General features: G+C 50.9%; 18 protein-coding genes. 4 read left to right on the top strand and 14 right to left on the bottom strand.

Annotation, left to right across the window (positions count from 1 at the left end):
- The first annotated feature begins 223 nt into the window (after positions 1-223).
- Complete coding sequence (locus EYB30_RS05135) at positions 224-1102, top strand: EamA family transporter (RefSeq protein WP_166837838.1); 879 nt, start codon at positions 224-226, stop codon at positions 1100-1102.
- A gap of 7 nt (positions 1103-1109) precedes the next feature.
- On the opposite strand, the gene EYB30_RS05130 is transcribed toward EYB30_RS05135, so the two are convergent.
- Positions 1110-1595 (bottom strand): fasciclin domain-containing protein, encoded by a 486-nt coding sequence (locus EYB30_RS05130; RefSeq protein WP_166837836.1) that lies wholly within the window; start codon positions 1593-1595, stop codon positions 1110-1112.
- A gap of 213 nt (positions 1596-1808) precedes the next feature.
- On the opposite strand from EYB30_RS05130, the gene EYB30_RS05125 reads away from it, so the two are divergent.
- Positions 1809-2237 carry a CBS domain-containing protein gene (locus EYB30_RS05125; RefSeq protein WP_166837834.1) on the top strand — a complete coding sequence of 143 codons (429 nt, stop codon included), beginning with the start codon at positions 1809-1811 and terminating at the stop codon, positions 2235-2237.
- A 138-nt stretch (positions 2238-2375) separates the two neighbouring features.
- Here EYB30_RS05125 and EYB30_RS05120 read toward each other — a convergent pair whose 3' ends face one another.
- The 11 genes from EYB30_RS05120 to EYB30_RS05070 form a co-directional block, all read right to left on the bottom strand.
- Positions 2376-4532, bottom strand: a complete 2157-nt coding sequence (locus EYB30_RS05120) for a S46 family peptidase (protein WP_166837832.1) — start codon at positions 4530-4532, stop codon at positions 2376-2378.
- A 146-nt stretch (positions 4533-4678) separates the two neighbouring features.
- Complete coding sequence (locus EYB30_RS05115; protein ID WP_166837830.1) at positions 4679-6379, bottom strand: PocR ligand-binding domain-containing protein; 1701 nt, start codon at positions 6377-6379, stop codon at positions 4679-4681.
- A gap of 96 nt (positions 6380-6475) precedes the next feature.
- Complete coding sequence (gene hisIE / locus EYB30_RS05110) at positions 6476-7123, bottom strand: bifunctional phosphoribosyl-AMP cyclohydrolase/phosphoribosyl-ATP diphosphatase HisIE (RefSeq protein ID WP_277816726.1); 648 nt, start codon at positions 7121-7123, stop codon at positions 6476-6478.
- A 272-nt stretch (positions 7124-7395) separates the two neighbouring features.
- Complete coding sequence (gene hisF, locus EYB30_RS05105; RefSeq protein ID WP_166837826.1) at positions 7396-8169, bottom strand: imidazole glycerol phosphate synthase subunit HisF; 774 nt, start codon at positions 8167-8169, stop codon at positions 7396-7398.
- Positions 8151-8888, bottom strand: a complete 738-nt coding sequence (gene hisA, locus EYB30_RS05100) for a 1-(5-phosphoribosyl)-5-[(5-phosphoribosylamino)methylideneamino]imidazole-4-carboxamide isomerase (protein WP_166837824.1) — start codon at positions 8886-8888, stop codon at positions 8151-8153. Before hisA ends, hisF begins: the two co-directional genes overlap by 19 nt.
- A complete protein-coding gene (gene hisH / locus EYB30_RS05095) occupies positions 8885-9478 on the bottom strand; it encodes an imidazole glycerol phosphate synthase subunit HisH (protein WP_174978726.1) in 594 nt (197 codons plus the stop codon). Before hisH ends, hisA begins: the two co-directional genes overlap by 4 nt.
- Positions 9478-10548 (bottom strand): bifunctional histidinol-phosphatase/imidazoleglycerol-phosphate dehydratase HisB, encoded by a 1071-nt coding sequence (gene hisB / locus EYB30_RS05090; protein WP_166837819.1) that lies wholly within the window; start codon positions 10546-10548, stop codon positions 9478-9480. The genes hisH and hisB overlap by 1 nt, the downstream gene beginning before the upstream one ends.
- Entirely contained in the window at positions 10545-11645 is a 1101-nt protein-coding gene (gene hisC / locus EYB30_RS05085) for a histidinol-phosphate transaminase (protein WP_166837817.1), read from the bottom strand. The genes hisB and hisC overlap by 4 nt, the downstream gene beginning before the upstream one ends.
- 7 nt (positions 11646-11652) lie before the next feature.
- Positions 11653-12972 (bottom strand): histidinol dehydrogenase, encoded by a 1320-nt coding sequence (hisD, locus tag EYB30_RS05080; RefSeq protein WP_166837815.1) that lies wholly within the window; start codon positions 12970-12972, stop codon positions 11653-11655.
- A gap of 2 nt (positions 12973-12974) precedes the next feature.
- Positions 12975-13883 (bottom strand): ATP phosphoribosyltransferase, encoded by a 909-nt coding sequence (hisG, locus tag EYB30_RS05075; protein WP_166837813.1) that lies wholly within the window; start codon positions 13881-13883, stop codon positions 12975-12977.
- Between the two features lie 390 nt (positions 13884-14273).
- A complete protein-coding gene (locus tag EYB30_RS05070; RefSeq protein WP_166837811.1) occupies positions 14274-15347 on the bottom strand; it encodes a M24 family metallopeptidase in 1074 nt (357 codons plus the stop codon).
- A 141-nt stretch (positions 15348-15488) separates the two neighbouring features.
- Here EYB30_RS05070 and EYB30_RS05065 point away from each other — a divergent pair, with 141 nt between their 5' ends.
- A complete protein-coding gene (locus EYB30_RS05065) occupies positions 15489-16139 on the top strand; it encodes a GntR family transcriptional regulator (RefSeq protein ID WP_166837809.1) in 651 nt (216 codons plus the stop codon).
- A gap of 42 nt (positions 16140-16181) precedes the next feature.
- Here the strand turns inward: EYB30_RS05065 and EYB30_RS05060 are convergent, their stop codons facing one another.
- Positions 16182-18911 carry a M9 family metallopeptidase gene (locus EYB30_RS05060; protein ID WP_166837807.1) on the bottom strand — a complete coding sequence of 910 codons (2730 nt, stop codon included), beginning with the start codon at positions 18909-18911 and terminating at the stop codon, positions 16182-16184.
- Positions 18912-19027: 116 nt separating this feature from the next.
- On the opposite strand from EYB30_RS05060, the gene EYB30_RS05055 reads away from it, so the two are divergent.
- Positions 19028-21268: a S9 family peptidase gene (locus EYB30_RS05055; RefSeq protein ID WP_166837804.1), complete on the top strand. Its 2241-nt coding sequence runs from the start codon at positions 19028-19030 to the stop codon at positions 21266-21268.
- 38 nt (positions 21269-21306) lie between these two features.
- Here the strand turns inward: EYB30_RS05055 and EYB30_RS05050 are convergent, their stop codons facing one another.
- On the bottom strand, positions 21307-22713 hold the full coding sequence (locus tag EYB30_RS05050) for a peptide MFS transporter (protein WP_166837802.1): 1407 nt from the start codon (positions 22711-22713) through the stop codon (positions 21307-21309).
- Between the last annotated feature and the right edge of the window lie 12 nt (positions 22714-22725).

The raw sequence follows: 22725 nt of genomic DNA, 5'->3' as shown, positions 1-22725 counted from the left end.
TTTAAGCGTTAGCGGCCAATTTGCCGTTAAATAATTGCCATAGCGTGAAATTTTTTTGACGTGTTAACATTGCCGCCGCTGCGCTGGCGTTTTGTTGCTGGCTTTTGCCCCGAAATAACGCACAGGTGACGCAATACAGTGCGCTCTGGCTTACGTTTTGTCATGGCCACAGGCTACAATTAACGTCTTCGCGTCTTGTACGTCCATTCGGATCTTTGTTGTTATGTCTGTATTAATAAACCGCAGCCTGGTTGTCGCGGTAATCAGCGTTTTGCTGGCGATGATCACCATTCAATCCGGTGCCTCTATCGCTAAGCAGTTATTCCCACTGATCGGCCCGGAAGGCACAACAGCGCTACGACTTGGTTTCTCGGCGCTGGTGTTATGGTTAGTGTTCCGGCCCTGGCGGGCTTTGCCTGAAGGGCGTGACTGGCAGGCTGTTATTGTTTACGGTTTGTGCCTGGGCGGCATGAATATTCTGTTTTATCTGGCGATAGCGCGCATTCCGCTCGGGATAGGCGTAGCACTGGAGTTTACCGGGCCTTTGGCGGTGGCGCTGTTTTCCTCACGGCGTAAGCGCGATTTAATCTGGGTGGGTTTTGCTATCGCCGGTATTTTACTGCTACTGCCAGATATGCACGGCGTGGATGCACTTGACCCTGTTGGTGTAATGCTGGCGCTGGCTGCCGGCGCCTGCTGGGCCGGCTATATTTTATTTGGCAAAAAAACCAACACGCAAAGCTCTGGCGGTATTACCGTGGCCTTAGGCATGACAGTGGCGGCACTGGTGCTGGTGCCGGTAGGTGCTGTTACACAGGGCATGGCGCTGTTCAGTTGGGACGTACTGCCGCTGGGCTTTTTGGTCGGTATTTTATCCAGTGCTATTCCGTATTCGCTGGAGATGGTGGCGTTAAGAAACATGACATCACAGAATTTCAGTGTGTTTATGAGCATGGAGCCGGCCATAGCCGCATTGGCAGGCTTTTTAATTCTCGCTGAGCTATTAACGCTGTGGCAGTGGCTGGCGATTGGCTTGGTGATCGTAGCGTCGCTCGGTAGTTCGTTAACCTCGTCTCAGGCTAAAGTGCCTGAGACGAGCTAGCACAGTATTATTTTGGCATTACAACACTATCCAGCACATGGATAACGCCGTTGCTGGTAACGATGTCAGTGGCAATGACCTCGGCGCCGTCTACAAAGACTTTGCCATCTTTAACTTCGATACTCAGTTCCTGGCCCTGTACTGTTTTGGCAGAGGTCAGATTGACCACATCAGCGGCCATTACTTTGCCGGCCACGACATGGTAGGTCAGTACGTTAGTCAGTGCGGCTTTGTCTGCAACCAATGCGTTTAAATCAGCTGCCGGAATTTTAGCGAACGCAGCGTCGTTAGGTGCAAATACGGTAAAGGAGCCTTCGCTTTTCAGCGTATCTACCAGCTCCGCCGCTTTTACTGCAGTAACCAGGGTAGAAAAGTTACCGGCTGCGACGGCCGTATCAACGATGTCTGCTTTGGTTTTATGATTGTGCGCCTGCGCCGTAATCAGCATTGAGCCTAACAGTACAGTGGTGGTAATAAGCTGTGACAATTTCATAGCGTTTCCTTTTTTGTCTGAATGGGACACAAGAGTCGGCTATAAAAACGCCAGTTGTCAGCTGGCAGATCAGATTTATCTTTTTGCGCTGTGGCTAAACCGATGAGTTTTTCGGCGCGTACGGTGAAAAAGTTGATCCAGTTCGCTGCAGCCCGCCAGCTTTTTCGCTATATCTATTATTAACACGCCAAATACTGCTTAAAGGAGCCTGATATGACCATTACCACTGTTGCCCAACTGATGACCGCCGATCCTTTGTGCGTTACCCGGGACGCCAGCTTAAAAGATGCACATGATTTAATGCGGCAGAAGAATATCCGTCATATTCCGGTGATTGAAAAAAACGGTGAGTTAGTCGGCATGCTGACACAGAAAATTATGATTGCCAAAGTGATGGGCTTAATGGCGCAATATGGTGCTACTGCATTGGAGCGCAAAGAAAAACAACAGCTGGTGGCGGACATGATGGCAACCGATTTTGCTGCAGTAACGCCGGAGCAATCGTTAAAAGAAGTGGCTGGCTTTTTTGTCAAAAACCGCCACGGTTGTATGCCGGTGGTGGATGAAAACAACAAACTGAAAGGCATTTTAACCTCGTCAGATTTTGTCCGGCTGGCAGCAGAATTATTGGAAAAGCAATAAAAAAGCCGACTATACCGCCGGCCTAGGTTGTATGGCTCACGCCGGTTTACTCACGCCAACTCGCCGTAAACCCTTCCATGGGGGCTCGTCTCACGCATCCATGCGTTCAACGGTTGGCTTAGAGTAATCCTCTGCTCGCTAATTCTTCACGCCCATTTCTTTTAACAGATTATCAGCGCCATCCAGCTGCATTTGCCACAGCATAAAACGGTGATCTACCTGAATTGAGCGGGTGTTATCCGGGTTGTAGTCCCAGTCTGAAATAATCGAATCCAGCGTGCCGTCAAACGCCAGGCCTACCAGTTCGGCTTTGCTGTTTAATACCGCTGAACCTGAGTTACCACCGGTAATATCCAGCGTCGCTAAGAAGTTAACCGGCACTGAGTTTAAGCTTTCTACTTTGTATGGGCCATATTGCTTGGCTTTTATCGCGTCTAGCTGGCTTTGCGGGGCGTTAAATTCGCCTTCGCCAGTGGCTTTAGCCGTAATACCGCGCAGCGTGGTAAACGGTGCCCAGGCATTGCCATCTTCGTTGCCATGCGCACGGCCTTTAACATTGCCATAAGTTACCCGCAGTGTGCTGTTGGCATCCGGGTAAACGGCCTGGCCTTTCGACTGCATAAAGGCGATTTTGGCGCGCATATAGCTGGCGTAAGCCTGCTGAATTTTACCGGCCAGCTCTTCTTCTGCAGCTTCCTGTTTTAAGTTCCATTTATGCAGGGCAACAGCCGCTTTGACAAAGCTGTCATCTACCGCAGCGATTTGCTCTGGTGTCATTTCCAGCAGCGCAGTGCGTTTATCCAGTGCGGTTAAACCTGTGTTGGCATACCAGCTGTCAATCAGCGCTTTAAGATCGGCTTCAGACATGCCATCTTTGATGCCCATTACTTTGTCGAATTCGCTATCACGTTGCTTTTTCGGCTGGGCGGCATAACGGCTTAGGTTATACAGATCCAATGCTTTTTCTACGCTAACCGCAAAGTTACGCTCCATACCTGCGATAAAAGCTTTGTAGCGTGGTAGATCACGACTTTGGAAACCGGCTTTGCGTTCTGCGTCCGGTTTAGTGCTCTCTTGTGCTAAACGATACAGTGCGCCTGCAACGGTAAGCAAACGTGGTTTAGCGTTGTCCAGTAAATAGTCTTTACGATCTTTGTCCTGACGTTGCTTCAGCAGCTTTTCAATAGCTTTTAAGTCATCGGCGTAGGCTTTTTTGTTATCGCGGCTGCTGTTCACCCACTTGGTCAGTTCAGCGTGTTCGGCTTGCTTGCGGCTTAAAAAGTCGCTGTCGGCAAAACTATCCAGCATACCCTGACGGTTTTTCATATAATTATTTAAACCGGCCACGCGGCTGGCGTATTTTAGCTCAGCATCTTTATCGTCGGCGGTTTGTTTGGCAATAATATCCAGTGTGTTTTTAAAATGCGCTACGGTGTTAGGGTAGGCCCATTCAAAGGTCTCACTGACTTCACTTGGCAGGCGGTGGCGGTTAGTACGGCCCGGGTAACCCATGGCCATAACAAAATCACCTTCTTTTACGCCGTCTTTGGCCAGGGTTAAATGAAAATCTGGCTTATAGGGCACGTTGTCGGCACTGAAGTCAGCCGATTTACCTTGTGGGCTGACATAGGCGCGATAGAAGCTGTAATCACCGGTGTGGCGCGGCCACATCCAGTTGTCGGTGTCGCCGCCAAATTTACCTACGCCTTCAGCCGGCGCATGCACTAAGCGCACGTCTTTAATTTCCAGCTGTTTAATACGGTAAAACTCCAGGCTGCCGTAGAATGCAGCTACAGTACAGCGGTGGCCTTCGTCTTTTTCACACTCAGCTACCAGCGCTTTCTGGTTGGCTTCAATGGCGTCGATACGCTTTTTGCCGCTTAGCTTGGCAGTGGCGGCATCAATCACTTTATCGCTAACGTTATCGACCGCCTTGGTAACAAAGATACGGCTGCCCGGCGCAGCAGGCACTTCATCAGTTAAGGTTTTGGCTAAAAAGCCATTGGCTAGTAAGTCGTTCTCGGGCGTTGAGTTATGCGCAATGCTGCCATAGACGCAGTGATGGTTGGTTGCAACCAGACCATTAGGCGAAACAAAAGACGCCGAACAACCGCCTAAGCTAACAATAGCGGCAGCCGGAAATTCAGTCAGTTTGGTTAAATCGGCTGGGTTCAAAGCTAAACCGGCGGCTTTTAATTCGTTGGCAATTTGTGGCAGTTGTTGCGGCATCCACATGCCTTCATCAGCCATGGCGAAGCTGCTGGCTAATGCCAGCACAAGTAAGGATTTTTTCATAGCAACTCTTTTATTTATAGTGTTAACAGAAGTGTTAAACGTTAGACCGCAGCTATAGTCATGGTCCGGGCGGGGCTTGTCAATAGACAGACAAAGGCTGTTACATTTTTATGCGCTAAATGGATGACAGCGTGCGTTGTAGCGGTTTATTGAGGAGCTTGATACCAGCAAGGCTGATTCTGGCCACCGCGCTTGGCCTGATACATCGCCGTATCGGCCTGGCGCAATAACTCGTCGCAGTTGGTGTCGCCTTTAAATAACACCAGGCCAATACTGCAGGCACACTGGTGCATACTGTTATCGTCAAGCGGGTAGGGTCTGGACAGCTCCTGTACTATTTTACAGGCAACAAGTTGCATATGTTGCCGGCTGCGGCGGGTATCCGTGTCAATATCGCGCAGCAATACAATAAACTCATCGCCGCCAAATCGGGCGACGGTATCGGCCTGACGCACCGCAGTTTGCAGGCGGCGCGCGACTTCTGCTAACAAGTTGTCACCCATGCGATGGCCATAAATATCGTTTACCGGTTTAAAGTTATCCAAATCGATAAACATCAGGCCACAGTATTTTTGGCTGCGCTGGCTTGCTGCCATCGCCTGCAGCAGGTGTTCTTCCAGTAAGCGCCGGTTCGCCAGGCCGGTTAAGCTGTCATAAAATGCCAGCCGGCGGATCTGCGCACTGGTTAAACTGCGGCTGATGGCAAGTTCAGCCAGATTGCTATAGGTTTTTATCTTTTCCAGTAGTTCAGCTGATGGCTCAGCGGTTTGTTTATGATAAATGGCAAAGGTGCCAAGTACCTTCCCCTGAGCATTTTTAACCGGTTGCGACCAGCAGGCATTCACCTGCGCCATTTCAGCTAACGCCCGGTAAGGTTGCCAGTACGGGTGTGAGCTGATATCGCTAACGATAACGGTTTCACCACTGAAGGCGGCTGTACCGCAAGAGCCGACACCGTGACCAATTTCGACGCCATCAATCGCCTGATTATAAGCATCAGGTAGTGACGGCGCCGCGCCGTGGCGCAGGGTTTTACCGTCTTCATCCAACAATAAAATGGAACACAGTGTTTCCGGATGCAGCTGTTCGACCTGAGTCACCAGATTATGCAGCACGGCTTTTAACTCAGCACCTTCGCTGATCAGGCTTAAAATCTGGTTTTGCAGTGTCAGCTCCTGGGTGCGTTGCAGTACTTTAAGTTCAGTCTGGAACAAACTTTGTTGATAACGGTTATTAACAAGGCTTAATTCGGTAATTTGCAGCGCTAAGGACGCAAGCATATTCAGCATGGCGGGCAGTTTGGCCTCATCGACAATGGGAACTTCAGCCAGGGCGGCCAGATAGTCTTCTTTATTAAAACCCGCTTCTTTGGCTTGGGCGCTGAAATATTCCGGGTCGGGCTCCTGCAATAAAAACTGGCCAATAAACAGGTTGGCGATATGCTCGCCATCGAGAATAATGGGTGTGGCACAATCAGTTAAACCGTTGCGACAGCGATAAATCGAGTAATTTTTACCTTGCTCTAGTTGTAAGGCTAAATCGCGATCACTTTCCAGGCAGCGCTGCAGAGTTGGCCCGGTCTGCCGATGAAACTGAACACAAGCCCGTTGCCAGCGCGAGGATGCCAGCACTTTGCCGTTAAGATCAATAAGTGCAATCGGTACATTCATCACCTGTAGAAAATTTTCAAACAAGGTGTTTAAACGGGAAAAATCCAGCGCAGCAACCAGTTTACTGGTTACCGTTGTATTGGGGGCAGGCAATGCCTGATTCCAGTCAGTGGACATTGGATCCAGCATTTGGATCAGGTTTGCCTCGCGGTGTAAATGCGGCGATTTGTTTGTCATGACGACATAAGTGTAGCTAGCAGAATGTTGCGCCGCCACAGTTGACAAGAATGAATTATGTCTGCTGCTGTACAGTGATGCTGCCAGTTGTTTTGCTTACTTATGCCGCTGTTGTAATACCTTAATAACATCGTTCAGTTCCAGCTTTTGGCTGCGTAGTAATACGAGCAAATGGAAGATCAGATCAGCCGCTTCGTTGGCTAGCTCTTCTTTATCGCCAGCCATCGCCGCTAAAGCCGACTCAACACCTTCTTCACCGACTTTTTGCGCAATGCGTTTTACGCCTTTAGCAAATAAACTGGCGGTGTAGCTGCTGGCCGGATCGGCGCCTTCCCGGGATTTAATTACCTGCTCTAAGTCATATAAAAACGCCAGTTGCGGGCTATTGGCGCTGTTGTCATGCCAGCAGGTTTCGGTGCCAACATGGCAGGTGGGCCCTTGCGGCAGTGCCAGCACTAAAATACTGTCGGCATCACAGTCGCTGTCGACGTTGACCAGCTGCAGGGTATGGCCTGAGCTTTCGCCTTTGGTCCACAGCCGCTGTTTGCTGCGGCTGTAAAAGGTGACATTGCCGCTTTGCAGTGTGTGCTCAAGTGCCGCCGGGTTCATATAGCCCTGCATTAGCACCTTGCCGGAGATGGCATGCTGTACTATCGCTGGCAGCAGTTGGTTTTCCGGCCAGCTTAGTTGGTTAATTTTCTCAGTTTTCATCTTATGTTCTCGTTTTTTCTGATGCTGCGCCAATTTGCTAAGCGACGAGACCTGACTGCTAAGCAGAGCGTCTGTGGCATGGATGCCACAGAGGAGCCTACAGGGAAGTATCTACGGCGTCTCTGCGTGTAGTCAGGTCTCAGAGCCTGAACCAAGAGGCATGCTCTTCGAACGCGCCAAGACTCCGTACATTTTTTCTGCGACACGCCATAAACCTTCCCTGGGGCTCGACTCCGGCCATCCATGGCCTCCAACGGTCGCCGAAAAAAGTACATACGCCTTGGCTCAGCTAGTCATTGTCATTATCAAGGCCGGATACTGATGCCATCAGCGATCAATTTGGCTTTTAACTCAGCAATTTCAATAATACCTTTGTGAAACACACTGGCGGCCAAAGCACCATCAACATCGGCTTTTTCAAATACATCAGTAAAGTGCTGCATAGTGCCGGCGCCACCACTGGCAATCAGCGGCACACTGCACACTTCGCGGATGCTTTTTAGCTGGGCAATATCATAGCCCTGACGCACCCCATCCTGATTCATACAGTTAAGTACAATTTCGCCGGCACCCCGGCTTAGCACCTCGCTGACCCAGTCGCGGGTCAGCCACTGGGTTTTTCGGGTGCGGCTTTCATCACCGGTAAACTGGTATACCTGATACTGGCCGGAAGTGACATCAAAAAAGCTGTCGATGCCAATCACAACGCACTGCTGGCCAAAGCTGTGGTTAAGCTCGTTAATCAGCTCAGGTCTTAGCAGAGCCGGGCTGTTTATCGAAATTTTATCAGCACCCATTTCCAGAATTTTGCCGGCATCGGCCACTGTTTTGATGCCACCGGCGACACAAAACGGAATATCTATGACCTCGGCAATACGCTGCACCCAGCTTTTATCGACCACCCGGCCATCGCTCGACGCAGTGATATCATAAAACACCAGCTCGTCGGCGCCGGCCTCGGCGTAGCGCTGCGCCAGCGGCACTATATCGCCGATAATTTCATGGTTGCGAAACTGTACGCCTTTTACCACCTTGCCATCGCGTACATCAAGGCAGGGAATTAACCGTTTTGCCAGCATGCAATGGCCTCCTCAAGCGTAAATTTACCTTCCAGCAGTGAGCGGCCTAAAATAACGCCGGCTACGCCACTGCCAATTAAGGCGCGGATATCATCCAGCTTGCCAATACCGCCCGAGGCCTGCCACTGAATTTGCGGATACTTGCTGGCCAGCTCTTTGTAAAGCTGCACATTAGAGCCAGTTAAGGTGCCGTCTTTGCTGATGTCGGTACAAAGCACATGTTTAGCACCGGCAGCGATATAACCGTCCAGCACCTGCTCTAAGGTGATATTGGATTGCTCAATCCAGCCATGCGAGGGCAGGGTTTTCTCACCTTTGTCATTTATGGCGACATCCAGCGCCAGTACGATGTGCTCGCCGCCATATTTGCGCACCCAGCCTTGCACCAGCTCGCTCTGGTGTATTGCTAAACTGCCTATAACGACACGGCCGGCACCGGCATCAAGTAAATCAATCACATCCTGCTCGCTGCGCACACCACCGCCAACCTGAATATGTAAAGGTGAAGCGGTCATCAGCTCGGTTAAAAGTGCCAACTGACGTTTAGTGGCATCTTTAGCGCCGGATAGATCGACAATATGCAGCCAGTTAGCACCAGCCTCGGCGTATTGATTACGCAGGCCAAGCGGGCTGAAGTCATATTGGGTGGTGTTGTCGTAACGGCCCTGATAAAGCCGCACTACATTGCCGTCAATTAAGTCGATGGCGGGGATAATCATAACTGCCACTCCAGAAAATTCTGTAATAACCGTGCGCCGGTTTTACCCGAGCGCTCAGGGTGAAACTGGGCGCCGGCGACATTGTCTTTGCCAATGACCGCAGCAAAATCAGTACCGTAATGGCACTGCGCCAGACTGTACTCGTCGGGTGCCACCGCAAAGCTGTGCACAAAATATACATAGTCTGTGACAGAAAAGCCGCGCAGCAGCGGGTGGTTACTGATGCTGTGCAGCGTATTCCAACCCATATGTGGCAGGCGCAGGCCAGCGCTTTGCATGGGCCGCACTTCCGACGGGATAAGGTTTAAGCAAGCGACATCGCCCTCCATGCTGTGCGCAGTCAGCATTTGCATACCCAGGCAAATACCCAGCAGCGGCTGCTGCAGGTGTTGCAACGTATCGATAAGCTCGGCTTGCTGAAGTTTGGCCATGGCGTTGTGCGCGGTGCCAACGCCGGGTAGCAGCACCTTATCGGCGGCTTTAATGGCTTTGGCATCACGGCTGATGCTGGCCTCAACGCCCAGGCGTTTAAAAGCAAAGTACACCGAGCTGATATTGGCGCAGCCGGTATCGACAATCACCAGCTTCATCACAGCACTCCTTTTGAGCTTGGCAGCGCTTCACCCGACACCGTGATAGCCTGGCGCAATGCGCGGCCAAAGGCTTTAAACAGGCCTTCCACTTTGTGGTGTTTGTTGCCTTCTGTAATGCTCAGGTGCAGCGTCATCAGCATGGCATCGCTTAATGAGCGGAAAAAGTGCGGTACCATCTCTAGCGTTAAACCGCCCACGGCGCCTTCACCCAGCTCACCGTTAAACACAAACAGTGGCCGGCCGGATAAATCCAGCACACATTCAGCGCGGCATTCATCCATTGGCAGCACAAAGCCAAAGCGGTTAATGCCGCGTTTATTGCCCAGCGCTTGTTTTAACGCCTGGCCTAATGCCAGTGCAGTATCTTCAACGCTGTGGTGATCGTCGATGTGCAAATCACCTGCCACCTTTACCTGCAGAGAAAAGCCGCCGTGGGTGGCAATTTGCTCCAGCATATGGTCGAAAAAGCCGACGCCGGTGTTAAAGCTGTTATTGCCATTGGTATCCAGATCGACACTGATTTCAATATCGGTTTCCCGCGTGGTGCGACGCACGGTCGCTTTACGGCCACGGCTTAACAGCTGCTTGGTGATTTGCGCCCAGCCTAAGTTGTCGCGGTTATACTGAAACGCCGGCAGACCCATGTTCTCGGCCAGCTGCACATCGGTGATACGATCGCCGATCACATAAGAGTTGGTAAAGTCGATTTTGCCCTGCTGCAGGTAGTCTTTGACCAACCCCAGCTTCGGCTTGCGGCAGCTGCAGTTATCACGTTCAAAGTGCGGGCAAATCAGCACATCGTCAAATTTGATGCCTTGCGAGGTTAACAGCTGCATCATTTTTTCGTGCGGTGCATCAAAGGTATCACGCGGGAAGCTATCGGTACCCAGGCCATCCTGATTGGTCACCATCACTAAACGATAACCTGCAGCCTGCAATTTTAATAAAGAGGGCACCAAATCAGGCTCGTAAGCCAGCTTTTCCAGGCTATCGAGCTGCTTGTCAATCGGCGGCTCTTCTACCATGGTGCCGTCGCGGTCGATAAATAAAATAGGCTGGCCACTCATGCGCTTACTCTCTCTTTGCTATCGGTGTTAGAAAAATACTGCTGCATCGCCTGTGTCAGACGTTGCATTTCATCGGCGTTACCAATGGATACCCGCACCACTTCAGATAAACCCAGCTGACTGGACTGATTGCGAATTAGAATATCGCTTTTAATAAGTGTGTTTACGCAATCTGCAGCGTTTTTCACCTGCAGCAGCACATAGTTAGCATTACTTGGCCACACCTTGCTTATGCCGTTTTGTGTGTTAGCAAAGGCGATAAACTGGTCTCTTAGCTGGTTTATCGTCGCCACACTTTGCTGCATTTGCGCAATACCGGCTGTGGATAACGCCTGGGCGGCAATTTGCGCTACCGGCTCGGCGATCGGGTAGGGCGCGATCATCTTCTTAAGTGCGTTTATCACTTCTGGTGCGGCTAAGGTAAAGCCGCAGCGCAAGCCGGCCAGGCCAAAGGCTTTAGATAAGGTGCGTAAAATGACCAAATGCGGGTAGTTTGCCAATTCACTCGCCAGTGTCGCTTGTGGCGCAAACTCGATATAGGCTTCATCGACCACCACCAGCGCTTTACCAGCGAAATGCTCAAGTACGGCAATAATTTGCTGACGCGGGATCAGATCGCCGGTCGGGTTATTCGGGCTGCAAATAAACACCAGCTTGGGGCTGGTGGCAAAAATGCCGGTTAAATCCAGCTGCTCATTATTAATCAGCAGCACTTTATTCACAGCCGTTTGGTTGCTTTCAGCGCTTATCGCATACATGCCGTAGGTTGGCGGGCAAATAGTAATGCTGTCCTGTTTCGGCTCGCAAAAGCTTCTGATCAAAAGCTCAATGCCTTCGTCCGCGCCGCGGCTTACCAGTACCTGCTCAGGTGATACACCGGCATAGGCGGCATAAGATTCGATCACCGCTTTTGGCTGACAGGATGGGTAGCGGTTAAAAGTGCCATCCAGCTGATAGCTGGGCGCTAAGGCATTTTCATTGGCGTTAAGCCAGACTGCACCGCCACTCATGCTGCTGCGCGCCGAGGCGTAAGGCACGAGGTCTTTGACAATTTGTCTGGCCAGGTTGTTTACGCCAGTTGGGGTAGTGTTTACCATTTTGTGCTTAACCTTCAATAGTTGTGAGTTCTGCCAGACGTAGCCGCACCGCATTGGCGTGCGCGTCCAGGCTTTCGGCTTGGGCCAGGGTAACAATAGCCGGGCCGATATTACGCATACCCTGTGCACTTAGCTTTTGCACCGTGAAGCGGCGGTAAAAATCGGCCAGCGATAAGCTGGATACCGTTTTGCTGTAACCGTAGGTCGGCAGCACATGGTTGGTACCGCTGGCGTAGTCACCGGCAGACTCCGGCGTCCATTTACCAACAAAAATACTGGCGGCGCTGTTAAATTGCGCTACCAGCTCATCATCGCAGGCTGTTTGCACAATTAAATGCTCCGGCGCATAAGCATTAGTAACGGCCACCGCCTGAGCTAAATCGGCGGTTAAAATATAGCGGCTGTGGCTAAGCGCGGCCTCTGCGATGTCTTTGCGTGGCAGTTGCGATAGCTGGCTGGCGACTTCTGCCTGCACGGCAGCTATTAAGTTGCTGCTGTCACTGACTAAGATCACCTGTGAGTCCGGGCCATGCTCGGCTTGCGATAACAAGTCGGCAGCAACAAAGGCTGGGTTAGCGCTGCTATCGGCCAGTACCAGTACTTCCGACGGGCCGGCTGGCATATCTATTTGAGCGCCTTTGGCATCCTGGCTGACTTGCTGCTTGGCTTCAGTAACATAACGATTACCCGGGCCGAAGATTTTATCCACTTTGGCGATGCTTTGGGTGCCATAAGCCAGTGCAGCAATGGCCTGGGCGCCGCCGATGGTGTAAATCTCGCTGATACCACACAGCTCCGCCGCATACAGAATCTCCGGCGCGATATCGCCCGCTGCCGGCTTACCCGGTGGTGTTACCAGCACAATACGGCTACAGCCAGCCAGTTGCGCCGGTATACCCAGCATCAATACGGTTGAAGGCAGTGGCGCACTGCCGCCGGGGATATACAAACCGACCGCTGCTATGGCGCGGCTTTTTAGCTGGCACACAACACCGGCACTGGTTTCTACTTCGATATCACGCGGCAGCTGAGCCGCGTGAAATTTACGAATATTATCGTATGCCAGCTCAATAGCCGCTCTACGCCCGGGTAACAGTTTTGCCAGCTGCGCTTGTTTCTCTTTGGCATTTAACGCTAACGGGTTACTATCAAGGCCATCAAACTGTTGGCTATAGGCACCTAGCGCCGCATCGCCGTTCGCACGAACATTGCGGATAATCTCTGCCACCTGCGCACTTAACGATGCTGAATCCGCCAGCGCAGGCCTTGCCAGAGCCGCCTGTTGCCCGCTTTCGGATAATGAAGCCCAATCAATAACGCGGCTCATGTTTACTCCATCATTTTTTCAATTGGCAGCACTAAGATGGAGCTGGCGCCCAGCGCTTTTAACTGCTCCATGGTTTCCCAAAACAGCGTTTCACTGCTCACCACATGAATAGCAACCATGGCATCATTACCGGCCAGTGGCAGCATGGTGGGGTTTTCTGCACCCGGCAGCAGCGCAATCACTTCATCCAGGCAGGCGCGTGGGGCGTGCAGCATAATGTATTTGCTTTCATTGGCTTGCATCACGCCGTTAATGCGCGGCATCAGCTTATTGATAAGTTTTAGCTGACGCTCATCGCTTAAGCCTTTGCGCTGAATAAGTACCGCTTTGCTGCGGTAAATCACTTCCACTTCTTTTAAACCATTGGCTTCGAGCGTAGCACCAGTAGACACCAGATCACAGATAGCATCGGCTAAACCGGCGCGCGGCGCGACTTCAACCGAGCCTTTTAAATTCACAATGCGGGCATTTACGCCTTGCTGTTTTAAATAACGGCCGAGCAAACGCGGGTAAGTGGTGGCGATGGTTTTGCCGTCTAATGAGGCAGCGCCCTGGTAGTTTTCTTCCTGCGGCACGGCAATGGATAAACGGCAACCGCCAAAATCCAGCCGCTTTAGTACAGTGTAATCAAAGCTGTCGTTATCTAATTTGCGCTGCAATGACTCTTCTTCCAGCACGTTTTCGCCGACAATACCTAAATCACAAACGCCATCCATCACCAAACCCGGAATATCGTCATCCCGTACGCGCAGGATATCGATATCCATATTCTCGACATGGGCAATTAGTCGCTGCTCGCGCAGGTTAATTTTTAAGCCGCAGCTGGTCAGCAGGGCTTGGGAGTCGACCGATAAACGGCCAGATTTCTGCATGGCGATGCGTAAACGTTTTGATTCTGTTGCCGGACTCATACTGGTCTCCGTGACGATAAGTAAAATGTGTAATACGAATAAACAAAAACCCCGGGCCTGGGCTCGGGGTTTTTGTTGCTGTACCACCGGAGCGCCAGAAAATAGCCCTCCGAAATATCCGGACGGCTAGTCGCTATGATGATGCAGTACAGTGACGTTGTTCATTGGGCAATTCTTGCTAACTAAGATGTTATACAACTTAATCGCTGGCGCGTTAAACTGCAAGTAAAAGTTTGGTTTTTATTTTTAAATGGGAGATTATTAATTGTATGATTTTAAATGGCTTTTAATGATTGTTGCTTTTGGCGTGAAAAATATATTTGCACGCCGCTGGCTGTGTCGCGCTGCTTTTGTGGTTAATAATTGCGCTGGTTGTATAGTCAATTTGTGTCAGACGGGTAGCTGTTGCAGCTGCTTTGGGCTTAACGTCAAAAGCTGATAACCGTGCCGGGTGATAACAATATCATCTTCGATGCGCACACCGCCAAAGCCCGGTTTATACAGGCCGGGTTCAATGGTAACCACCATATCGGCTTGCAATGCGACCTGGCAGCCGCGGCGCATTAGCGGGTATTCGTGCAGCGCTAAGCCGACACCATGGCCTAAACCTTCACCGGCATAAACGGCATACGGCGAGGCGTTAAGTACCTGCTGTGCGATGTGATTTAACTGATGGCCGCTGATACCGGGTTTTACCGCCGCCAACGCCGCCTGCTGGGCGTTAAAAACGGTTTGATAAAACTGCTGCTGTTCAGCACTGGCCTGACCCAGTACCACAGTGCGGGTCATATCCGAGCGGTAGCCTTCGACGCGGGCACCAAAATCAAGCAGGATAAAATCGCCGTGCTGAAAACGGCGCTGGCCCGGCTTACCATGGGGCAGGGCACTGCGCTCACCGGACAGTAAAATGGTTGGGAAAGCTAGCTCATCCGCGCCCAGTGCATAGATTTTCTGCTGCAATAAATCGGCCGCTTCGCGCTCCGTCATGCCCAGCCGCAGTTGCGGCAGTAACCAGACCAAAGCGCTGTCGGCAATAGTGGCCGCCTGGCGCAGGCATTTAAGCTCGTGTGGATCTTTGCAGGCGCGCAATTGCTCGATCAGATTGGTTGAGGGGCTTAGTGTTAGCGGCAAATCATGCTGCAACTGCGAAAATAGCTCGACGCTAAGATGGCCATATTCCAACTGTAAGCGGTTAACCGGCAAGGGCCGCAACAAGGCGGCGATGCATTGCCCCAAACTTTGCGCTGAGCGATCGCGGCAGATAATGTCAAAGCCGGCGCACTCGGTTTCGGCTTGCTCAGTGTAGCGATAATCGGTGATTAAAAATTGCCGCTCGGCGGTGAGCAACAAACTGGCCGAGCTACCGCTAAAGCCACACAGGTAGCGGATATTGAGTGGTTCTGTCAGCAGCAGGGCCTGATAGTCCAGCTGGGCCATCAGCTGGCGTAATTTAGTTAAACGCATCGGCAATCTCCTTTTTGTATACAATATCCAATGTTACCAGTCTCAGCAAGTGATGTTTTTAACGCCAGGCTAAGTTATTGCTGCAGCAATAAATGTATTTGATATACTGCATACCATGTTTAGGTAAAAGCAGGCTGACTGATGGTTGTTGAATATAAAACCCGTACCCAGGTAGTAGTTGAGGCGATCCGGGAAAAAATTCTTACCGGTGCCATTAAAGCCGGTGAGCCATTACGCCAGGCGGCGCTGGCAGACGAGTTAAAGGTTAGCCGTATTCCGGTGCGTGAGGCGCTGCTGCAACTGGAAGCCGAAGGTCTGGTTGAGTTTGAAGCGCATAAAGGTGCCACCGCAACCAAGTTATCGGCTGAGCAGGTAACCGAGTTATTTGAACTGCGTGCCTTACTCGAGTGCGAGCTATTACGGCTTGCGATCCCAAAGCTGACTGAGGCTGAACTGGCGCAAAGTGAGCAATTACTGCAGCAGATGGCTTCGGCTTTTCATGATGTGGGAACTAAGAGCTCCTGGAGCGAGTTAAATACGCGCTTTCATTTAAGTTTATATAAAGCTGCAGATCGGCCGTTAACCTTTGAAATAGTTCAAAATTTAATTGTTAATTCAGATAGATATATCAGAGTTCACCTGTTATTGGCGGGGGGGATCAATAAAGCTGATCCTGAGCATTCTGCACTGCTAAATTTTTGCCGCAAAAAGCAGGTGAAAGAAGCTTGTCAGTTGTTGCATAACCATATTACGGGTGCAGCGAGAGAAATCGTCAATATTTTGCTCAAATAGCAGAACAAGGACTCAGTTGCGAAGCCCTTGTTCTGCTGCTGTCTAGTTCATCGTAACAGTGAGCGTGGTCTCAGGACGTTGGCTATTAGCGTGGATACTAATATACGACCAGCCAACAGGTAAGGCTTGAGTGGTAATAGATTCATTACTTCCTGCGCTTACTGACCGTTGCTGATTGTCATCAGACGTTGGCCAGCTTGCATTACTGAAGTATAAATCTGCATTGCCTTCGCCATTACCATAAAGGTTAAAGGTATAACGCGCATTGGCAACGGTGTTGTATAGATAGAAATACGTATAATCGCCATTGTTCGCTGCTGCAACACAGTATTGGTTGTCAGGCGCAAGTTGAATATAGTTTACCGGCGCTTGCGTTGCACAAGCATTAGGTTGGGTCGAGCCGCCTTCCAGGGTTGCCGTTAGTGATACGCCGCTAAAAGTGCTATAGGCATGACTTGAAACATACCAACGCCCGGCAGCAGGTGAAGTGAACTCGCAGCTTTCGTTATTGCCGTTTCTATAAGGCCGGCAATCATAGTTACGTAAAGCAGGTTCCTGACCTCGTTTAACATAAAGATCAGCATCACCGCTGCCGTCTGCCTGGATAATGGTCAGCTTAGTTTGGCCGGCAGGTACATCAATATAGTAATGCAACCATTCGCTGCGCGCAGCAGATAAGCCCGTTTTGCTCTGGCCGGAGATGAGTTCATTTGTTCCTGGCGGGTCTGTTGGATCCGTTGGATTAGTTAAGGTCACATCAGGGGTCGTGTCATTACTTGTTACACTGCCTAACCAGGCTGACCATTCATTATCGTAGCTGGTGCCTATAGCGTTTATCGCCGCTAAATAGCTGTCATAGTTACCGGTTCTGAAATGCGCCAGCAATTCATTTAATTTGGCAGGTTGGCGTTCAAACATAAAACGAACGGCTAAGTAACCCCAGTGATATATCCGCTCAGTACCGCTGTTATAAGTGTTAGACATAATTTCGCTAAGGGTGAATTTACGTGAGCTGGCCAGGCTTACAGCATAATCGTTACGATTTTTCTTAGAGACGTATTCTGCTAAACCTTCAATCCACCATACGGTTTTGTGTGTGCCAGTTCTGGCATCGGCAAAATCACCTTTTAAATTAAAACGGCCGTCTAAATAGTGCACCATTTCGTGTGTCAGGTTCCAAATAGTAAAATCCGGTCTTAGCCATTCAGCTTCATAGGCGATAAAACGTGCCTGGTTTCCTGCCTGTGCCGGATTCCCCTCAAGATACATACCGCCGTTATTGGTATCTATACCGAAAAATAGTCCTGCATACAGGCCATAATCATCGCTGCTATCAAATACCGCCATTTCCAGGTTGGTATTAAAGTCATCTGCCACCGGTTGGTTATTTGTTACAAGGAACTGATGGAAAAAACTTTCCTGTGCTACTAAGGTGTTGCAAGATTGGCTAAATTGGCTATTGGTCATATCCTGAACACGGAATTTCAATGAGTCATTACACGAATGGCTCGTATTTAACACCTGTTGTTCCAATTGCTCGGCAAAACCACAAATATTAAAAGCTGCGCAGCGACCATAGTAATCAACAGTCGCTGCGGCTTTTATCCATACGTTAGCACCAGTGCCGTTCATATCGTAGCGGCTTAAAATCTTGCCGACTTCACTATCAACCGTTGCAGAAGTTGCTGTATTGCTATACTGCAGAAAGCGGCTTAGTTCGGCCGCAGCATTTTCCTGCATAAAGGCAGAGTCTGAATTAAGCATCCAGTCGGACGTGGCAAAGCTGCCCAGTTGTTGTATAAGCTGGCTATCATTAGTTGCAGCCTGGACGAAAGTATCGTCGTAGTGGCCACGGAACAATACTGTGAAAATGGAGTTCACTGCTGAGCGCATATTCCAACTTGCTGCTGTGTTGCTGTTCCAACGGCTTAGCCACTGTTTAACGACATATAAATAGCGGGTATTTTCGCCAGCGCTGTCGATGAGCGTTAGCGCATCCTGGATGTTTCTGCCATGTAGATCTGAGCTGCTATAAAACTGAGGGTTGGCAAACAAATTATCCAACGCTGAACGTACAGCTGTTTTCACCCATGATGGATAAGCTGGGATGGCACTGGGATTGTAATATTGTACGTAATACCCTGTTCGTAAAAAGTAGTAAAGCTTACCGATTGTTTCTTCGGTAGCAGTGCTAGGGTTGTAGCTGCTTGCTAAAGCTGCCGTAGCATTTGCTACGCTATACATTTTATCCGCCTGAAATGCTGCTATTGCGGTTGAATCGCCGTTATACAGGGCGTCGATACAAGATGATGGGTTAGCGAGTATATGATCGACTAATGCTTGACCGGTCTTGTTGCCATAGCCGCTATAGACAGTGTCGCAGTCCACCGCATTTATCATCGCCTGTCCTGAACGGTTCAGCTGCATTGCAGTATGAGACTCGTAAAATTCCTGCTCCTGTTGATGTTTGAGCTGCAAAGCGTCGGGTATTGGCTCAACGGGCGCTTTTACTGTACCTGTGTTTTGATTTACCGCGTATGAGTTTTGTGCCTGCGGTGCAGGTTTATCATTTGCCAAAGCAGCAGAACTGTATGCGCCAATAGCCAGTGCCAATGCGCTTAATGCTGTTTTGATTTTTAGTGATTGTTGTTGTGTTCTCATGTCTGGTTCCTGTGCATTAAATTGTTGTTGTTCTCGCCATCGCCGGCTTTTGTAATTTAAACGTAAAGAATACTGTATACAATATCCCATTAAGACTGTTTGCTTATACATTCCGGGATTATCGCTGCTTTTTTGAACTAACCAGAATAGGTAAATTGCATAATGGATATTGTATACATATGTGGGTGTTGCTATGCTCTAATGCCATTTTTATATTAGGAGTGAGTATGTTAGCCAGATATGTACAGCTGACAGTCGCGTTAATAGTAATGCCGGTGGTTGCGGCTGAGTCACCCGCTATGCAGGCTGCCTACCAGCAGGCGGCGCAGTTTTTTTACCCCAAGGTGCGGCCACTGGTACGCAATGCCGAACTGCCGTTTTACTGGCAACAGCAAGGTTATTGGTTTAGCCGGCAAGAAACCGATGGCCGGCGCTTTTACTTTGCCGACAGTTTGCAGCAGGCGCCGCAGCAGCTAAATATGGCTGAGCTTGCGCGCGCTCTGGCGGCAGATGACGCGCTGGATGTAGATAAACTTAATCTAACACTTAACCGCACTGAACAGCACTGGCAGGCGAGGTTGCAATACCAGCAGCAAAGCTGGCATTGTCAGCTGGCTTCGGCGTATCAGTGTCAGATAGTGGTAGCGCCAACAGCGGTGAAGTCTCCGGATCAGCGCTGGCAGCTTGATAGTGTGGCGCATAATCTGCAGCTGACCGATGTTAACTCGGGGCAGACACAGCAACTAACCACAGATGGCAGTGCCGATTATGCCTGGGGCGAATTAAATGACTGGTATCAACTGGACGCGTTAAATGGCGTAGCACAGCCACCTAAACGCAGCAGCCGCTTTGTCTGGTCAGACGATAGCCGCTTTGCTGCGACCTTTGTGCTGGACCGCCGTACTATGCCGACGCTGCATATGTTACAAAACCTGCCACAGCAGGGCTACAGCGCCGTGCTGCATTCCTATAAGCGCGCCTTGCCGGGCGATGATCAGCGCTCGCACTATCAACTGGCGATAGTCAATACGCAAAACGGCAAAGTTAGCATGACTCAGCTACCGCCGCTGGAAACTACGCAAAACTGGGGCGATGTCAGCTGGCACCCGGACGGCTTTTTTTATCTGGTGGCGCGCGATCGTGGCATGCGGGCACTGACGCTGTGGCAGATCCTCCCGACAGGAGCGGCAAGCATCAAGTGGCAGGAGCGCAGCGAGCAGTTTCTCGATTATGCCAAACATGACATCGCCTGGCTGGATGGCGGACAGTTTGTGTTTAGCTCGGAGCGCGATGGCTGGAACCATTTATATCTGCAGCACGCCGATGGCACAACGCAGCAACTGACCCGCGGCGACTTTGTTGTGCGCCAGCTGCATGGTATTGATAAAGCAAACCGGCAGCTGTATTTCTCGGCGTCCGGCCGTGAGAGTGGCGATCCGTACTTTCGTTACTTGTACCGTATTAAGCTCGATGGCACTGAGCTGACGCTGTTAACGCCGGAATATGCCGATCATCAGGTCAGTGTGTCACCAGACTGGCAATATTTTTACGACAGCTACTCCCGGGTTGATTTGCCCACCGTCAGCACCGTGCGCCAGAGCATGGATGGCCAAGTGCTGGAAACTCTGGCCGTGGCCGATGACAGCGCGCTGCGTGCTACCGGCTGGCAACCACCCGAGCCTGTTACTGTGCTGGCACGGGATGGTAAAACGCCGCTATACGGCCTGCTGTATAAACCGGTTAACTTTGACCCGGCCAAACGCTACGCCGTGGTGCAACATATGTATGCCGGCCCGCATACCATTGTCAGTGCCAAGCGTTTCTCCCGCGCCTTTGCCAATACTGAGACACCCATTGCTCAGCTGGGGATTGTGGTGCTGAATTTAGATCCGCTTGGCACCGCGCACCGCTCGCGGGCGTTTCATTTGCACAGCTATAAAAACCTTGGCGATATCGGCGGGCCGGATTACCTAAGCGGCCTGAAACAGCTGGCAGCAAAACGGCCATATCTGGATTTAAACCGGGTGGGCGCTTACGGTCACTCTGCTGGCGGTTATGATGCGGCCAGAGCAGTATTAAAATATGGCGATGTTTACAAAGTAGCGGTGTCTTCGGCCGGTAACCATGATCACCGCATGTCAAAAGCCTGGTGGCCGGAAATGTGGATGGGCATGCCAGATGAAGGTACGCAATACGACAGCAACAACAATATGACGCTGGCGCATCAGCTAAACGGCAAGTTGTTACTGGCTACCGGCGATCTGGATAACAACGTTAACCCGGCCAATAGCTTCAGACTGGCGGCTGCGATCCAGGCTGCTAACCGCGATGTCGACTTACTGCTGTTGGCGAATAAAGACCATGACTTGCGCGAAGACAGCTACTTTACCCGCCGGCGCTGGGACTATTTTGTGCAGCACCTGGTTGGCAAAGCGCCACCGGCGTTTTTTCAGCTAAGCAATAACTAACACGATGAGGGCGCAGCAGCAGGCTGCGCCCTATGTGCTTAGTCTTTGCGGTGCATCCAGTGCACCAGTTTATCGGCCAGCAGATACAGCAACAGCGCGGCCAGTATCGCCGTCAGGCTAAAGCCACCGAAGATTGCCAGAGCATTGCTCAGCATCTGCTGGTCATTATCGGCGCTACCAGAGCCAACCAAAGCGCCAATCAGGCCGGCCAGTTTGTTGGCGGCGGCCAGAAACAGATACCAGGCACCCATTAACAGCGATACCACCCGAAGCGGTGCCAGCTTGCATACCAGAGCTAAACCAATAGGTGATATGCACAGCTCGCCCAGGGTAAAAAACAAATAGGCCAGCACCAGCCACCATAAGCTGGCTTTGCCATCGCCACCAAGTTGCGGGCTGGCTTGCCAACTGGCACCAACCATAAATAAAAAGCCCAGCCCTAAAAGCAGTAACCCCAGCGCAAATTTTACCGGCGAATTGGGCCCGGCTTTACCCAGTTTCAACCACAAGGCCGCCATCAGCGGGGCAAAAATTAAAATAAACAAGGGGTTAAGCGACTGAAAGTAAGTCGGGTTAATCTGCCAGTTGCCGACACTGCGCTCGGTAAAACGGTCGGCGTAGATATTCATCAGGCCACCGGCCTGCTCAAAACCGGCCCAGAAGATGATGGTAAAGAGCCCCATCACCAGTAATACCTTAAGCCGGTCAATTTCTTCTGTGCTCAGGCGTGTATTTTGCTCTGGCTGTAAACGCCGGGCTTTGCGTGCTGCCGGCTCAGTACCAATGGCACCGAGTAGCGGTCTGGCCAGGCTTAGTTGCAATAGCAGCGCCAATAACATGCCGATACCGGCCAGCAAAAAGCCCGCCTGATAGTTGCGCACCAGCTCACCATTTTGCTGATAGCCAAAGGCGTCAATGGTAATGCCGACGGCAATACCGGCTAAAAACATACCGGCGTTAATACCGAGGTAAAACACGGTAAAGGCACTGTCACGGCGACGGTCTGCCGCTGAGTACAGCTCGCCAACCATGGTAGAAATATTGGGCTTAAACAAGCCGTTACCGGCCACCAGCAGGGCCAGGCCAGTGTAGAATGCCGGCAGTGGTGAAGCAAACCAGCTATGCGGCAACGCCAGACAAAACTGGCCCAGCGCCATTAATACGGCGCCGGCCAGAATGGCACTGCGCTGCCCCAGCCAGTTGTCGGCCAGCCAGCCGCCAATAAGCGGCGTAACATACACCAGCATGGTAAAGCTACCGTACAGTTTAAGCGCACTGGCATGATCCCAGCCCAGGCCGCCGCCCTGCGCCTGAACGTGATCAACCAGATAAAGCACCAGTAATGCGCGCATAGCGTAATAGGAAAAACGCTCCCACATTTCGGTGCCAAACAGTAAAAACAGGCCTTTGGGGTGGCCAAAGCAGTCAGTTGAGTTTGCTTGCATAATGACAAGGTC

This window comes from Rheinheimera pleomorphica (assembly GCF_011634895.1).
Taxonomy (GTDB): Bacteria; Pseudomonadota; Gammaproteobacteria; order Enterobacterales; family Alteromonadaceae; genus Alishewanella; species Alishewanella pleomorphica.
This window is presented reverse-complemented; position numbering and strand designations above follow the sequence as displayed.

Bases quoted from the DNA above. Each gene is read 5' to 3' on its own strand.
- EYB30_RS05065 (WP_166837809.1), top strand. From the start codon at position 15,489: ATGGTTGTTGAATATAAAACCCGTACCCAGGTAGTAGTTGAGGCGATC.
- EYB30_RS05070 (WP_166837811.1), bottom strand. From the start codon at position 15,347: ATGCGTTTAACTAAATTACGCCAGCTGATGGCCCAGCTGGACTATCAG.
- EYB30_RS05050 (WP_166837802.1), bottom strand. From the start codon at position 22,713: ATGCAAGCAAACTCAACTGACTGCTTTGGCCACCCCAAAGGCCTGTTT.
- EYB30_RS05115 (WP_166837830.1), bottom strand. From the start codon at position 6,379: ATGACAAACAAATCGCCGCATTTACACCGCGAGGCAAACCTGATCCAA.
- EYB30_RS05125 (WP_166837834.1), top strand. From the start codon at position 1,809: ATGACCATTACCACTGTTGCCCAACTGATGACCGCCGATCCTTTGTGC.
- EYB30_RS05120 (WP_166837832.1), bottom strand. From the start codon at position 4,532: ATGAAAAAATCCTTACTTGTGCTGGCATTAGCCAGCAGCTTCGCCATG.
- EYB30_RS05130 (WP_166837836.1), bottom strand. From the start codon at position 1,595: ATGAAATTGTCACAGCTTATTACCACCACTGTACTGTTAGGCTCAATG.
- hisF (WP_166837826.1), bottom strand. From the start codon at position 8,169: ATGCTGGCAAAACGGTTAATTCCCTGCCTTGATGTACGCGATGGCAAG.
- EYB30_RS05135 (WP_166837838.1), top strand. From the start codon at position 224: ATGTCTGTATTAATAAACCGCAGCCTGGTTGTCGCGGTAATCAGCGTT.
- hisD (WP_166837815.1), bottom strand. From the start codon at position 12,972: ATGAGCCGCGTTATTGATTGGGCTTCATTATCCGAAAGCGGGCAACAG.
- EYB30_RS05055 (WP_166837804.1), top strand. From the start codon at position 19,028: ATGTTAGCCAGATATGTACAGCTGACAGTCGCGTTAATAGTAATGCCG.
- hisG (WP_166837813.1), bottom strand. From the start codon at position 13,883: ATGAGTCCGGCAACAGAATCAAAACGTTTACGCATCGCCATGCAGAAA.
- EYB30_RS05060 (WP_166837807.1), bottom strand. From the start codon at position 18,911: ATGTATAAGCAAACAGTCTTAATGGGATATTGTATACAGTATTCTTTA.
- hisC (WP_166837817.1), bottom strand. From the start codon at position 11,645: ATGGTAAACACTACCCCAACTGGCGTAAACAACCTGGCCAGACAAATT.
- hisB (WP_166837819.1), bottom strand. From the start codon at position 10,548: ATGAGTGGCCAGCCTATTTTATTTATCGACCGCGACGGCACCATGGTA.
- hisH (WP_174978726.1), bottom strand. From the start codon at position 9,478: ATGAAGCTGGTGATTGTCGATACCGGCTGCGCCAATATCAGCTCGGTG.
- hisA (WP_166837824.1), bottom strand. From the start codon at position 8,888: ATGATTATCCCCGCCATCGACTTAATTGACGGCAATGTAGTGCGGCTT.